Origin of the sequence: Cedecea neteri (assembly GCF_000758305.1) — a bacterium.
Taxonomy (GTDB): Bacteria; Pseudomonadota; Gammaproteobacteria; order Enterobacterales; family Enterobacteriaceae; genus Cedecea; species Cedecea neteri_C.
In genome coordinates, this window is sequence record NZ_CP009458.1 from 3,194,877 (window position 1) to 3,208,954 (window position 14,078).

At 55.2% G+C, this 14,078-nt stretch carries 13 protein-coding genes; 7 read left to right on the forward strand and 6 right to left on the reverse strand.

The annotated features are described in order from the left end of the window. Positions 1-90 precede the first annotated feature (90 nt). The 3 genes from LH23_RS15035 (at position 91) to LH23_RS15045 (ending at position 3,959) form a co-directional block, all read left to right on the forward strand. Entirely contained in the window at positions 91-1,260 is a 1,170-nt protein-coding gene (locus LH23_RS15035) for a pyridoxal phosphate-dependent aminotransferase (RefSeq protein ID WP_039292645.1), read from the forward strand. A gap of 12 nt (positions 1,261-1,272) precedes the next feature. Further along, on the forward strand, positions 1,273-2,049 hold the full coding sequence (locus LH23_RS15040) for a transporter substrate-binding domain-containing protein (RefSeq protein WP_039292649.1): 777 nt from the start codon (positions 1,273-1,275) through the stop codon (positions 2,047-2,049). A gap of 254 nt (positions 2,050-2,303) precedes the next feature. Further along, positions 2,304-3,959, forward strand: a complete 1,656-nt coding sequence (locus tag LH23_RS15045) for a glucan biosynthesis protein D (protein WP_039292653.1) — start codon at positions 2,304-2,306, stop codon at positions 3,957-3,959. A 38-nt stretch (positions 3,960-3,997) separates the two neighbouring features. On the opposite strand, the gene LH23_RS15050 is transcribed toward LH23_RS15045, so the two are convergent. Both LH23_RS15050 and LH23_RS15055 read right to left on the reverse strand, forming a co-directional pair. Then, positions 3,998-4,360, reverse strand: a complete 363-nt coding sequence (locus tag LH23_RS15050) for a type II toxin-antitoxin system HicB family antitoxin (RefSeq protein ID WP_039292656.1) — start codon at positions 4,358-4,360, stop codon at positions 3,998-4,000. Further along, the gene (locus LH23_RS15055; protein WP_039292658.1) at positions 4,357-4,644 is read right to left on the reverse strand and encodes a type II toxin-antitoxin system HicA family toxin; all 288 of its coding nucleotides are present in this window, start codon (positions 4,642-4,644) and stop codon (positions 4,357-4,359) included. Before LH23_RS15055 ends, LH23_RS15050 begins: the two co-directional genes overlap by 4 nt. A 256-nt stretch (positions 4,645-4,900) precedes the next feature. On the opposite strand from LH23_RS15055, the gene rimL reads away from it, so the two are divergent. Continuing rightward, positions 4,901-5,455 (forward strand): 50S ribosomal protein L7/L12-serine acetyltransferase, encoded by a 555-nt coding sequence (gene rimL / locus LH23_RS15060; protein WP_039292662.1) that lies wholly within the window; start codon positions 4,901-4,903, stop codon positions 5,453-5,455. Here the strand turns inward: rimL and ydcK are convergent. Further along, complete coding sequence (gene ydcK / locus LH23_RS15065; protein ID WP_039296733.1) at positions 5,452-6,378, reverse strand: YdcK family protein; 927 nt, start codon at positions 6,376-6,378, stop codon at positions 5,452-5,454. The two genes, rimL and ydcK, sit on opposite strands and share 4 nt — an antisense overlap. Before the next feature lie 113 nt (positions 6,379-6,491). On the opposite strand from ydcK, the gene tehA reads away from it, so the two are divergent. Both tehA and tehB read left to right on the forward strand, forming a co-directional pair. Continuing rightward, complete coding sequence (gene tehA, locus LH23_RS15070) at positions 6,492-7,484, forward strand: dicarboxylate transporter/tellurite-resistance protein TehA (RefSeq protein ID WP_156108043.1); 993 nt, start codon at positions 6,492-6,494, stop codon at positions 7,482-7,484. Then, entirely contained in the window at positions 7,481-8,074 is a 594-nt protein-coding gene (tehB, locus tag LH23_RS15075) for a tellurite resistance methyltransferase TehB (RefSeq protein WP_039292666.1), read from the forward strand. Before tehA ends, tehB begins: the two co-directional genes overlap by 4 nt. A gap of 166 nt (positions 8,075-8,240) precedes the next feature. On the opposite strand, the gene pepT is transcribed toward tehB, so the two are convergent. Next, positions 8,241-9,470, reverse strand: coding sequence for a peptidase T (pepT, locus tag LH23_RS15080; protein ID WP_039292669.1), 1,230 nt, complete (start codon positions 9,468-9,470; stop codon positions 8,241-8,243). Positions 9,471-9,589: 119 nt separating this feature from the next. On the opposite strand from pepT, the gene LH23_RS15085 reads away from it, so the two are divergent. Beyond that, positions 9,590-11,185 (forward strand): ABC transporter substrate-binding protein, encoded by a 1,596-nt coding sequence (locus LH23_RS15085; RefSeq protein ID WP_039292672.1) that lies wholly within the window; start codon positions 9,590-9,592, stop codon positions 11,183-11,185. A gap of 126 nt (positions 11,186-11,311) precedes the next feature. On the opposite strand, the gene celB is transcribed toward LH23_RS15085, so the two are convergent. Together celB and LH23_RS15095 are read right to left on the reverse strand one after the other, a co-directional pair. Continuing rightward, positions 11,312-12,679, reverse strand: a complete 1,368-nt coding sequence (gene celB, locus LH23_RS15090; RefSeq protein WP_039292684.1) for a PTS cellobiose transporter subunit IIC — start codon at positions 12,677-12,679, stop codon at positions 11,312-11,314. Positions 12,680-12,770: 91 nt separating this feature from the next. Further along, positions 12,771-14,072 (reverse strand): 6-phospho-beta-glucosidase, encoded by a 1,302-nt coding sequence (locus LH23_RS15095; protein ID WP_039292686.1) that lies wholly within the window; start codon positions 14,070-14,072, stop codon positions 12,771-12,773. Between the last annotated feature and the right edge of the window lie 6 nt (positions 14,073-14,078).

The following is a 14,078-nucleotide window of genomic DNA, read 5'->3' on the forward strand; positions in this document are numbered from 1 at the left end:
TGCATGGCTATTATGACAACAATTCGATTGTCGTGGCAATCACGGCAAGATTGAATAGTTATGCAAATCGCATCATGTTCAGGAGCCGCTATGGCCATACAAACCCCGGTACAACAACGTTCAAAATTGCCGGACGTCGGAACCACGATTTTTACGGTGATCGGCCAGCTTTCCGCGCAGTACAAGGCGATAAATCTTTCTCAAGGTGCCCCCAACTTCCCCTGCGACCCTAAACTCATCGCTGGCGTCACCAAAGCCATGCAGGAAGGGCATAACCAGTACGCACCGATGACTGGCCTGGCGTCCCTGAAACAGCTTATTGCCGACAAAGTGGCGAGCCTTTACGGGGCCGCGTATGACCCTGCCGATGAGGTGCTGGTCACCGCCAGCGCCAGCGAAGGGCTTTATTCTGCGATTGGCGGCCTGGTTCATCCCGGCGATGAAGTTATCTACTTTGAGCCTTCTTTCGACAGCTACGCGCCGATTGTCCGCCTGCAGGGCGCCAAACCGGTGGCGCTCAAGCTAAGTCTGCCGGATTTCACCGTTGACTGGGACGAAGTGCGGGCGGCGATTACGCCACGCACGCGGATGATCATCGTGAACACGCCGCATAACCCAAGCGGGCAGGTTTTCAGCGCCCATGACCTGGAAATGCTGGCGGCGGTAACTCGCGACACCGACATTGTGATCCTGTCCGATGAAGTGTATGAACACATCGTCTTTGACGGCAAAAAACACCACGGCATGGCGACGCACCCGCAGCTTGCCGAGCGCAGCGTGATTGTGTCGTCATTCGGTAAAACCTTCCACGTCACAGGCTGGCGGGTCGGGTATTGCCTGGCCCCAGCGGCGCTGATGGATGAAATCTGCAAGGTGCATCAGTTCCTGATGTTCTCCGCCGACACGCCGATGCAGTATGCCTTCGCCGACTATATGAGCGACCCGCAAACTTATCTTTCACTGGCGGCGTTTTATCAGCGCAAGCGTGATTTAATGCAGTCTTTGCTGGCTGATTCGCCGTTTGAACTGTTGCCGAGCGGTGGGTCATTCTTCCTGTTGGCTCGCTTCGGGCACTTCAGCGATGAGTCCGACAGTGAGATGGTGAAGCGGTTAATCACCGACTACAGTGTGGCGACCATTCCGCTCTCCGCGTTTTATACCGATGGTACTGACAATAAAATTATCCGGCTCTCATTTGCCAAAGATGAAGCTACATTACGGGCGGGCGCTGAGGCGCTGTGCCGGGTTAAGCCACGCTGATAAGGGGTCATGATGAAAAAAGTGTATGCGCTAAGTTTGCTGCTTGGGCTGTGTTCTTCGTTTTCTGCGCTGGCCGCCGGCGAACTGCGCTATGGCCTTGAGGCTGAATATCCACCGTTCGAAAGCCGCAACAGCGCGGGCGAGCTGGAAGGGTTTGACGTCGAACTGGGCAAAGCCATTTGCCAGGCGGCCAGCCTGAAATGTACCTGGGTTGAAACGTCGTTTGATTCACTGATCCCGGGGCTGGTGGCGAAGAAGTTTGACGCCATCAACTCGGCAATGAACATCACCGAACAGCGCCGCAAGAGTATTGATTTTACGCAGCCAATCTACCGTATTCCGTCTCAGCTAGTGGGTAAAGAAGGCAGCGGCCTTGAAGCCACGGCGGAAGGGCTGAAAGGCAAAACCATCGGCGTGCTCCAGGGCTCCATTCAGGAAACTTATGCCAAAGAGCACTGGGAAAAGCAGGGTGTAAACGTCGTGTCGTACAAAGACCAGAACATGGCCTGGGCTGACCTGCTGAATGGCCGTATTGATGCCTCGCTGGTAATGTCCGCGGCGGGCCAGGCTGGCTTCCTCAGCACGCCGCAGGGCAAAGGCTTTGGTTTTATCGGCAAACCGGTGAGCGACGACACCATCCTCGGCAGCGGGATTGGCTTTGGTCTGCGGAAAGGTGACACTGTCACGAAAAAAGAACTGGATGCTGCCATCGATAAGGTGAAAGCCGACGGCACCGTGACGAAGCTCGCGCAGAAGTTCTTCCCTGGCATCGACGTTAGCGTGAAGTAATGTTTATCAGGGCTCGTCGGCACACTGGCTGACGGGCCTTTAACGCTTTTTTCGCCAGGCAATGGCGAATTTTTCGGTAATATCTGGTTTCCTGAAAAAAAAACTTCGTTCCTCCCCCAAACGCCTTCTCCGCCCATTGGATTCACTGTGAATTTTGTCTAGAGTGTGCGGTCGTACAGGTAGCAGTCTCTTGCCGCTGTTCTTCCCGTAAGGAGGAACAAAACACATCGACACATAAGGACGATTTCTCAGGCATGAATCGCAGACGTTTTATCCAGGCCTCTATGGCTCTCGCCGCTGCCTGCGGCACGCCAACCCTTGCCACGCTGTTCTCCCAAAGCGCATTTGCCGCCGAGTCGGGTATCGCTGACGGGCATTCAACCGCCTTCGATTTTGCGGTGCTTCAGAGCATGGCGCACGACCTGTCGAAAAAACCATGGGGCGGTGCACCGCGCGCGCTGCCCAATACCCTGGCTAACCTGACGCCTCAGGCTTATAACGCCATTCAATATGACGCCGATCATTCGCTGTGGAACAACATCGAAAACCGCCAGCTTGACGTGCAGTTCTTCCACGTTGGCATGGGGTTCCGCCGCCGCGTCAGAATGTTCTCGCTGGATTCCGCCACCCATCAGGCGCGCGAAATCCACTTCCGCCCGGAATTGTTTAACTACAACAATGCTGGCGTAGACACCAAACAGCTCGAAGGCCAGACGGATCTCGGCTTTGCCGGTCTGAAAGTTTTTAAGGCACCGGAGCTGGCGCGTCGTGACGTAGTGTCCTTCCTCGGGGCGAGCTATTTCCGTGCCGTAGACAGCACATATCAGTACGGCCTTTCCGCCCGTGGCCTCGCGGTAGACACCTTCACCGACACACCGGAAGAGTTCCCGGACTTCACCTCGTTCTGGTTTGAAACGCCGAAAGCCACCGACACGACTTTTGTTGTCTATGCCTTACTCGATAGCCCAAGCGTAACCGGCGCGTACAAATTTATTATTAGCTGTGAAGCCGAGCGCGTGGTGATGGAGGTGGACAATCACCTTTATGCTCGTAAAGACGTCAAGCAACTGGGCATCGCGCCGATGACCAGCATGTTTGCCTGCGGCACCAATGAACGCCGGACCTGCGACACTATTCACCCGCAAATTCACGACTCCGACCGCCTGGCCATGTGGCGCGGTAACGGCGAATGGATTTGCCGCCCGCTGAATAACCCGCAGAAACTTCAGTTCAACGCCTTTATGGACGAGAACCCGAAAGGTTTTGGCCTGCTGCAGCTGGATCACGACTTTGCCAGCTACCAGGACATCATGGGCTGGTACAACAAGCGTCCGAGCCTATGGGTGGAGCCGCGTAACAAGTGGGGTAAAGGCACCGTTGGCCTGATGGAAATTCCGACCACCGGCGAAACGCTCGACAATATTGTCTGCTTCTGGCAGCCGGAAAAGCCGGTCAAAGCCGGGGATGAGTTCGAGTTCAAATATCGCCTCTACTGGAGCGGTCTGCCGCCGGTGACAACGGACCTGGCTCGCGTTTACGCCACCCGCACCGGGATGGGCAGCTTCCCGGAAGGCTGGGCACCGGGTGAACACTTCCCGGAAAAATGGTCCCGCCGCTTTGCGATCGACTTTATCGGGGGCGATTTGAAAGCCGCCGCGCCGAAGGGCATTGAGCCGGTGATTACGCTCTCCAACGGCGAAGCGAAGCAGGTAGAGATCCTCTACGTTGAACCGTTTGACGGCTACCGCATTCTGTTTGACTGGTACCCGACCAACGATTCCACCGACCCGGTCGAGATGCGCATGTTCCTGCGCTGTCAGGGCAAAGCGATCAGTGAAACCTGGCTTTACCAGTACTTCCCACCGCCGCCGGACAAACGTAAATACGTTGACGACCGCGAAATGCGTTAATCATCCAGCCCCGCCGTGTAAAAGCCGCGGGGCTTTTTTTATCTATTTTTCAGCTGCCTGGTCAGCGCCCCGATGATGTAGCTGTTCAGCGACATTTGTTGCTCGGCGGCGGCGATGGCCAGATGTTCCCCAAAGGATTCAGGATAGCGGAGGGTGAATGTTTTCATTTTTTCTTCTTTTTCAAAAGGCTCAATGCCCGCTGTGCTGCAATCTTCCAGATAGCACTGCAAAGACGTTTCACCTTCACGAATCAGCCCTGACGCGCTATCAGCGACAAAATCACAATATCCCGTCAGGCCGAGAAACTTGCCGCGAAAGAGATTAATGTCGGAGACCCAGGTGATTAACGCCGGTTGCCCGCAAATGATCATGATATTTGGCAGTGGTTCTGCAGTGGTCATGGTGTGACTCCGATACTCTCAAAGCATTCTTTCAGGTTGGTAATAGCCCCTTTGTCGGTTTCAGGGGAGGGATGGGGGCGATGATAGTGGGCGATACTGCCGTTAAGCTGGAAACGTATACGAGAGCCGCGGCCGGGGCTGACATCTCCGCCAGGTGCAAGTATCAGTCTTTCTACATCCTGCCATTTCACCCCAAACGGCACGGGCTTGGTGAAAATTTGAATTAGCGTCTGATGATGTTTGTTTCTTAGGTAGTCCTTTCCATACCCCATGATTCCTTCCATGATTCAACGTGCATTGTCATCGTAGCATATCGTGTTTTGACTTCAATATTTGAAGTCATTTTTCGCGATATATTCCATATTTTGATGAAAATGCATGCAATGGTTTTTCAACGACATTGGTTTTTGGTATTGATTTTACATTTAGCCATAATGAATTTTTATGCATTTATTTTTGACTGCCATAAATCAGAGTCAACATACTGGGGAAAAGTGACATATGATGACTGTCACCTTCTAACAAAAGCAGGAGTCACGAGTGGAACAGCAGCAGGCCTGGCAGGATGAAGTGATTACGGTTAATGATGACATCGAGCTGCATTCGGTGCACGAGCGGTTCGTGAAGGACGTTTTTGCCCTGGTACAGCGCAACAAAAGCTGGCTGCAAAAGGCGATGAACTGGCCGCAGTATGTTGTTTCCGAGGATGACACCCGCAAAACGCTGCAGGGGAACTATGTTCTCCACCATAAGGGCTACGCGAAGATGTTTATGATCCTCTATCGCGGTGAGCTGGCGGGCGTTTTTTCTTTTAACCAGATAGTCCCGACCGACAAAACGGCCTACATCGGCTACTGGCTAAGCGAGGACCAGCAGGGCAAGGGGATCATTTCCGCTGTGATTGAGGCCGCGATCGCCAAATATGCGGGGGAAGGGACGGTACGCCGGTTTGTCATCAAATGCATCGTCACCAACCAGGCCAGCAACCGGGTGGCTCAACGCAATGGTTTTGCCCTTGAAGGTTGCCTGAAACAGGCCGAGTTTCTGAACGACGAGTTCCACGATCAGAATATTTACGGGCGCATTGCTGATTAAAAAATGCCATAAAACGGCGTGCGGGTAATTCGCTGCGCGCCGTTAATATCCTTCATGCCGCGAAGATGAATCAGTTCGCCGCCAAAGCCTTCCACCGCCGCCTCGTCATAAATCTGCACGTTGTTTTCGATGAGCACGTTACCCATCACTTTCGCCTCGCCATACACTTGTACATTGTTGTCCAGCAGAACCGGGCCGCCAATAAGTACCGCATTACCGTAAACCTGGACGCGGTGCTTGAGTACGCAATCTCCTTCAATAAGGGCGTTGCCGTAAACTTGAGAGGAGTAGCGGATGGTCGGGATTTGGCTGTCGCCGCTGCCGGCGATGATACGTGCATTGCCTGAAATCTGCGCGCAGTCGCAAATCCAGACATTGTTCTCTGCATTGCCTTCAATGACTGCATTATCGAAAATGGTTGAGCGGTGTTCGACAAAGGCATTGTTCACGCGGGCGTGGCCGTAGATTTGTGCCTGATGGACGATGCGTGAGGCCAGCACCGTGGCGTTTCCGTAGATTTGCAGCCGCATTTCTGTATCTTCGGTCAGCCCCAGCACGGCAATCACCTGGCTCTGCTGCAACACGCGGGCCGAGCCGGAGATAAAGCATTCGCCGCTGATGCGAGAATCCTCGACCTGCGCGTTGCCTCCCACTTTTGCGCGATGGCAGATTTCAGACTCGCCGAGAATTTTCGCGTCATCTTCAACACGTGCATCGTTCCAGGCCAGCGCGTCAGGCTCAAGCCAGCAGGTTCCCGCGTGGCTCAGGTTCGCTTCTTCTTCAATCCAGCCTCCGCATTGCCCGGCCACGACGCTGCCAAAAGCGCGAAGCGCCTCAATTTGCCAGAGCCGAACTTGCCGCTGTTCGCCCTCGTGCGGATAATCATGAAGCCGTGAAACTTCAGTGAGCCGATATTTTTTCATGGTGGATTCTCGCAGTGCACTGCTGATAAACGTAGCAGGTAATTCACCGGCGTAGCGTTTGGCGGCGTAATCGCATAAAATGCATTTAAAATACATTTTAAAAAATAAACAAAATGAATAAACCGACCGCCGGCAGCTTCATCAATCTCCCCGCAGGCTACTTTGGCATGGTGCTGGGCACCATCGGCATGGGGTTCGCGTGGCGATATGCCGCCACGATATGGCCAGTGCCGTCGTTTGTTGGTGAGACGCTGGTGGCGCTTGCCGCAGGCATCTGGTTTCTACTGGCGTTAGCGTTTCTGGCGCGCCTGGTGCGCTACCCGCACAGCGTGCTGGCAGAAATTCATCATCCTTTAATGAGCAGCTTCGTGAGCCTGTTCCCGGCGACGACCATGCTGGTGGCCATCGGCGTGGTGCCTTATCTGCGCCCGCTCGCCGCAGTGATGTTTGGTTTTGGTGCCGTGGTGCAGCTTTGTTATGCCGCCTGGCAATCCGCCGGATTATGGCGGGGCACGCACCCGCAGGATGCCACGACGCCGGGGCTGTATTTGCCCACCGTCGCCAATAACTTTATCAGCGCGATGGCCTGTGGTGCGTTGGGTTATCACGACCTGGGGATCTTGTTCCTCGGGGCCGGTGTGTTTTCCTGGCTCAGCCTGGAACCGGCGATTTTGCACCGTATGCGCAGCGCCGGGGAAATGCCCACGCCGGTGCGCACCTCGCTGGGCATTCAGCTTGCCCCGGCGCTGGTGGCCTGCAGCGCTTACCTGGCCGTGAACGGCGGCGTGACGGATTTCTTTGCCAAAATGCTGTTTGGCTACGGTCTGCTGCAATTGCTCTTCATGCTGCGCTTAATGCCCTGGTACCTGGCACAGCCGTTCAATGCTTCCTTCTGGAGTTTCTCATTCGGCATTTCTGCGCTGGCCACCACGGCACTCCACCTGAGTGCTGGCAGCGGGGACGGGCTGTTTCACGTCATTGCCGTGCCGCTTTTTATTTTTACTAATGTGATTATCGGCCTGCTGCTGGTGCGTACTTTTATCCTGCTGATGCAGGGGAAACTGATTTTGCGCACCGCGCGGCCTGAAAAAAAGGATCTGTCATGACCGAGAAGTCTGAAAGCTACTACAGCGAAAAATACGGCTTAACCGCCACACACTCTGACGTGCTGAACGCCGTGAAGTACGTTGCCCCTGGCAAAACGCTGGATCTTGGCTGCGGCGGCGGGCGCAACAGTCTGTACCTGAACCAGAAAGGGTTCGACGTCACCGCCTGGGATAAAAACCCGATGAGCATTGCCAGGCTGAATCAGATTATCGAGACGGAAGGGCTGAAAAATATTGCCACCGCCGAGGTTGACCTGAACCAGTTGAGCTTTGACGGCGAGTACGATTTTATTCTCTCCACCGTGGTGATGATGTTCCTCGAGCGCAGCACGATCCCTGGACTTATCGCCAATATGCAGCGCTGCACCAAACCCGGAGGCTACAATCTGATTGTGGCGGCCATGGATACCGAGGATTTCCCGTGCACGGTCGGCTTCCCGTTTGCTTTTAAAGAGGGCGAACTGCGGAACTACTACGAAGGGTGGGAACTGGTTAAGTACAACGAGGACGTGGGGCAGTTGCACAAGACCGATGAGAACGGCAACCGTATCAAGCTGCGTTTTGCCACGATGCTGGCGCGTAAGAAGTAATAATTAACCCTCACCCGGCCCTCTCCCTGGAAGGGAGAGGGGGAACAATCGCGTGCTCTGCGCTAATTCCCTCTCCCCTCAGGGGAGGGTTAAGGTGAGGGGAATTGAAGCGTTCTCTGTCTGAATTCCCTCACCCTTAGGGGAGAGGGTTAGGGTGAGGGGAAAATTACTTCGCCGCCAACAGGCAAAGCTTCAGCGCCACATTGTAAGAAGCCTCAAACGCTCGCAGCGGTAAAAACTCAAATCGCGAATGGAAATTGTGCGCGCCGGTAAAGAAGTTCGGCGTCAACAACCCTTTAGCCGAAAGCGCTGCGCCATCCGTGCCCCCGCGCATTGGAATGACCTTTGGCTCAATCCCCAGCTCATCCAGGGCGGCAAAAATCAAATCAATGGCCCGGCGATCGTCGGTAATGGCGTTACTGATGTTGCTGTAAGTATCGCTGAGGCTGAACTCCACGCGTGCGGTCGGGTATTGCGCGGCAATCTTCTGCGCCACTTCGCCAATTTGCTGTTTGCGGCGTTCAAAGTTGGCCAAATCGAAGTCGCGAATATTTGCCTTCAACAGCGCTTCGCTTTGTGAAGCCTGCATCCCGTTAAACCACACGTAACCCTCGCGGCCTTCGGTATGTTCTGGCGTTTGTTGGCGGTCAAAGTGGCTGATGTAGTCCATCGCCATCAGCAGCGGATTAACCAGCACACCTTTGGAGGACATTGGATGGCTGGTTACGCCGGTGAATTTAAGCTCTGCGTGGGCAGCGTTGAAGTTTTCATACACCACTTCGCCCAGCTCACAGCAGTCGATAGTCCACGCGAAGTCCACGTCAAAACGCGCCAGATCCAGCGCTTTGGCGCCACACAGGCCAATTTCTTCATCCGGGACGAAGGCCACCACGATGTCGCCGTGCTGGTGCTCCGGCGTCAGGTTTTCCAACAGCGTCATCACCACCGTGACGGCGGCCTTGTTGTCCGCGCCCAGCACGCTGGTGCCGTCGCTGAAGATAATCTCTTCCCCAGGATAAGCGTTGATTTCGGGATGTTCCGACGTGCGCAGCCAGATGTTCTCTTTGGCATTCAGGCATAAATCTTCCCCCGTGAAGCGCAGGATCTGCGGATGAATATCCGGGGAAAGGCCAACATCAACGGTATCAATGTGCGTAATGAACCCCACGCGCGGTGCACCGGCCACGTTACCTTTCTTCACGGCGGTTACCGTGGCGTGCTCATCAATCACAATATTTTCCAGGCCCAGCGTTCGCAGTTCTTCCGCGAGCAGGCTGGCCATTTCGTGTTGCCCTGGGGTGCTGGGCAGGCTGCTGACTCGCGGATCGCTTTGGCTGGTCACCGCCAGATAACGAAAGAAGCGTTGGGTGAGCTGCTCGCTGAGCGACGAAGACATAGTGTTTCCTTATTGTTCGATGTTGTTTGTTGGCAATGTAAATTTAATGTTATTTATTAAGGCGCTTTGCACAAGCTTTATTCATTCAGGGTCAGGACAAACACCACAGGAAGACAGCGATGAAAACAAAGATTACAACGCTTGCACTTGCCGTAGCGGCGCTCTCTATCAGTACCAGCGTGGCGGCCAGCACGTTGGTTTATTGCTCCGAAGGCTCACCGGAAAACTTCAACCCGCAGCTCTACACCTCGGGTACCAGCGTGGATGCCAGCGCGGTGCCGGTTTATAACCGGCTGGTGGATTTTAAAGTCGGCACCACGGAACTGCAGCCCAGCCTGGCGGAAAGCTGGGACGTCAGCGAAGACGGAAAAGTCTATACCTTCCATCTGCGTAAAGGCGTTAAGTTCCAGAGCAACAAATACTTTAAGCCCACCAGAGATTTCAACGCGGATGACGTGATTTTCTCGTTCATGCGCCAGAAAGATCCGAAGCATCCGTATCACAACGTCTCCAACGGCAACTATTCCAATTTTGAAAGCCTGGAGTTTGGCAAGCTGATCACGGCGATTGATAAAGTGGATGACAACACGGTGCGCTTCACCCTGGGGCACCCGGAAGCGCCGTTTGTCGCGGATTTAGGCTGGTATTTTGCTTCGATTCTCTCTGCCGAATACGCCGATGTCATGATGAAGGCCGGCACGCCGGAGCGCGTGGATTCCGACCCCATCGGCACCGGGCCATTTGAGCTGAAGCAATATCAGAAAGACTCCCGCATTCTCTATACCGCTTTCCCGGATTACTGGCAGGGCAAATCAAAAATCGACCGACTGGTGTTCTCCATCACGCCGGATGCGTCGATTCGCTATGCCAAACTTGAGAAAAATGAATGCCAGGTGATGCCGTTCCCGAATCCGGCGGATCTGCCGCGAATGAAGGAAAACAAAGACATCAACCTGATGCAAAAAGCGGGGCTGAACACCGGCTTCCTTGCCTTTAACACTCAGAAGCCGCCGCTGGATAACGTGAAAGTGCGCCAGGCGCTGGCGATGGCAATTAACAAACCGGCCATCATAGAAGCGGTGTTCCACGGCACGGGCATTGAGGCGAAAAATTTGCTGCCGCCGGGCGTGTGGAGTGCGGACGATAAGCTCAAGGATTACGATTACGATCCTGAAAAAGCGAAGGCGCTGCTCAAAGAAGCCGGGTTTGCCAATGGCATGAGCATTGACCTGTGGGCGATGCCGGTTCAGCGTCCGTATAACCCTAACGCTAAACGTATGGCAGAAATGATTCAGGCTGACTGGGCGAAAGTTGGCGTAACGGCGAAAATCGTCACCTACGAATGGGGCGAGTACCTCAAGCGAGTGAAGGGCGGTGAGCACCAGGCGGCGCTGATGGGCTGGACGACGGCTACCGGCGACCCGGACAACTTCTTCGGGCCGCTGTTTACCTGCACGTCGGCCAACGGCGGTTCTAACTCCTCCAAATGGTGTTATCAGCCGTTTGATAAGCTGATTCTTCAAGCCCGCGCCGAGGGGAACCACGATAAGCGAGTCGAACTCTACAAAGAAGCGCAGCAAATGATGCACGATCAGATGCCTGCGGTGATGATTGCCCACTCCACGATTTTCGAGCCGGTGCGTAAAGAGGTGACCGGGTATGAAATTGACCCGTTCGGGAAGCACATTTTTTATCAGGTGGATGTGAAGAAGTAAGTGGACTGAAGGTCCCTCGTCCTTTAAGGGCGAGGGAATAAACAAGATTGCATGTCGTTTCCCCCTCTCCCTTTTGGGGAGAGGGCCGGGGTGAGGGGTTTTAACCACTCGGCCCCAAATTAACCGCTACACCGTACTGCGTTCACTCACCGCCTCAACCGGCGCAGTTGTTGCCGCCTGATTCGCCTGTTGTTCCTCGCGGAACTTCAGGTTATCCCACACCCGGAAGAACGGGTAATACATCACCAGCGAGATAGCCAGGTTCACAATCTGCAGAATCGAGCCGGAAACATGGCCGCCGGTCGCCAAATAGCCGCTGACGATAATAGGCGTCGTGAACGGCAGCGCAATCCCCGCAGGCGGCGCCACCAGGCCGGTTGCCATCGCCGTGTAGGAGACAATCACCAGCACCACTGGGGTCAGAATAAACGGCACCACCAGGTACGGATTCATCACTAGCGGAATGCCAAACACCATCGGTTCGCTGATGTTAAACAGGCTGCCCGGCGCGGCAATTTTACCCAGTTGCTTCATCTGCACGCTGCGGCTGCGGATCAGCATAAAGATCACCAGGCCTAACAGCGCGCCGGTGCCGCCAGGGGCAATCCACAGGTCGTAGAACTGTTGGGTAATGATGTGCGGGATAGGCAGGCCGTTCTGGAATGCCGCCAGGTTCTCGGACATATTGGTCAGCCAGACCGGGCGGATAAACACCAGCACGATGGTGTCGCCGTGCAGGCCGAGCGTCCACAGAATACCAATCAGGATCACCGACACAATCATTCCCGGTAACGAGCCGCCAATGTGGCTCATCGGAATGCCGACCAGATCCGTGATCATAGTGTTGATGTCACCAAACGGCGTGGCTTCCACCAACAGGCGAAGCGCCAGCACTACCGCCAGCACGCAGAAACCAGGCACCAGCGCGAGGAACGATTTTGCTACCGCTGGCGGCACACCCTCTGGCATGCGGATCACCAGATTACGGTTGCTGATAAACCGGTAAATTTCGGTAGAAAGCAGGGCGATCAGAATCGCGACAAACAGCCCCTGACTGCCAATCTGCCCCATCGGCAGCACGCCCTTCACGAACTCAGCTGGCCCTCCGGACGGTGGGGTAAACATAATGTTCTGCGGGATGGTCATGATAAAGGCGACCAGCGACACGGCCCCGGCGGTAAGCGGGTCGATGGTGCGGTATTTTTCGGCCAGACGATAGGCGATCCCGAAACTCGAAATAATTGCCATGATGTCATAGGTCGCTTTGACCGGATAAAGCAGCTTGGTCTGCCACGTGGCACCAAACAGATCGGTCATTAGCTGGGGGTAACCCGGCACCGGCAGATAAGCGAAAATCAGGAAGAACGAGCCAATCAGCATGAACGGCATGTTCAGAATGATCCCGTCGCGGACGGAAAGCACGTGCTTTTGCCCGGCGATTTTCAGCGCCACCGGAAGCACATATTTTTCAAGAAACGATTTCTTTGCGGACACGGTTACCCCTGTCCCGGCGCATGGCCGGGCATTATTGTTATTGATTTCTGTTGTGGGGTGGGCGTACAGCGTCACCCACCGGTAAGCGGCGCTAATTAAACTGCGGCAGCCACGCCTTGTTGCTTGCAAGCACTTCGTCGAGCAACGCCTGAGCGATATTCACGTCAGCCACCAGCGGGTTCGCTATCAGCGCCAGGAGCGCCTGCTGCTTATCGCCGTGAACCGCTGCTTCAATCGTTAGCCGTTCAAAGTCTTTCACCTGCTGGGTCAGGCCATTCATCAGGGGAGGAAGTTTGCCGAAGGCCAGCGGATGCGCCCCCAGCGCATCGATCACGCAGTTGGTTTCGATCACCGCGTCGTCCGGCAGTCCCTGAATAGCGCCGTTGTTGGCGGTATTCACCACCATCTGTTTGCCGAGGTTGTTGTGCAGGGCGTCGATAAGTTCCAGGGCCACTTCCGAATAGAACGAGCCGCCGCGCTGGCTCAACTGCTCTGGCTTTTTGTCGAGCTGTGGGTTGGCATACAGTTCAAACAATTCGGCCTCGACTTTCATCACCTGTTCAGCGCGGGTGCCTTTCCCGTTAGCCGCATCCGCCAGCTCGTCTTTGAGCATGGTGCGGGTTTGCCAGAAGTAACGATGGTACGGGCAAGGGATTGCTTTCAGGGCACGCAGCAGGGCCGGCGGCCACGGAATCGCTTTAATGTTGTTCATCGACAACTGCTCGCCGTCGCACAACATCTCAATGACTTCGGCGGTCGCGTCACGGCCATCGGCAATCACTTCGTGCACCCATACCATGTGGTTGAGTCCGGCGAAGCGCAGCGTAACTTTGTCGTAAGGCAGCTGTAGCATGTCAGCGATGGTGTGGTGCATGGTCACCGGCACGTTGCACAGGCCAACAATGTTGGCGCTGCTGTAGCGGGAAACCGCCTCGGTGACGATCCCTGCCGGGTTGGTGAAATTAATAATCCACGCGTTCGGGGCCAGGCGCTCAACGCGTTTAGCGATGTCCAGCATCACCGGAATAGTCCGCAGTGCTTTGGCAAAACCGCCGACGCCGGTGGTCTCCTGGCCCAGCAGCTCGTGGCTTAGGCCCAGGCGTTCGTCGGCGGCACGTGCGGGCAGTTGCCCCACGCGAAGCTGGGTCAGCACGAAGCTGGAACCCGCAATCGCGGCGTCTGGTTCGTAATGCACCGTCACTTTGACCTGCTCCAGCCCTTTGCTGTCGAACATGCGGCGAGCCAGCGCGGCGATGATTTCAACCTTCTGGCGGCCCGCTTCTACATCCACCAGCGCCAGCTCCGTCATTGGCAGGGCGGCATGGCGCAGAATCAGGCCTTCAATCAGTTCCGGGGTGTAGCTGCTTCCCCCGCCCACAACGGTAATTTTCATTGGTTT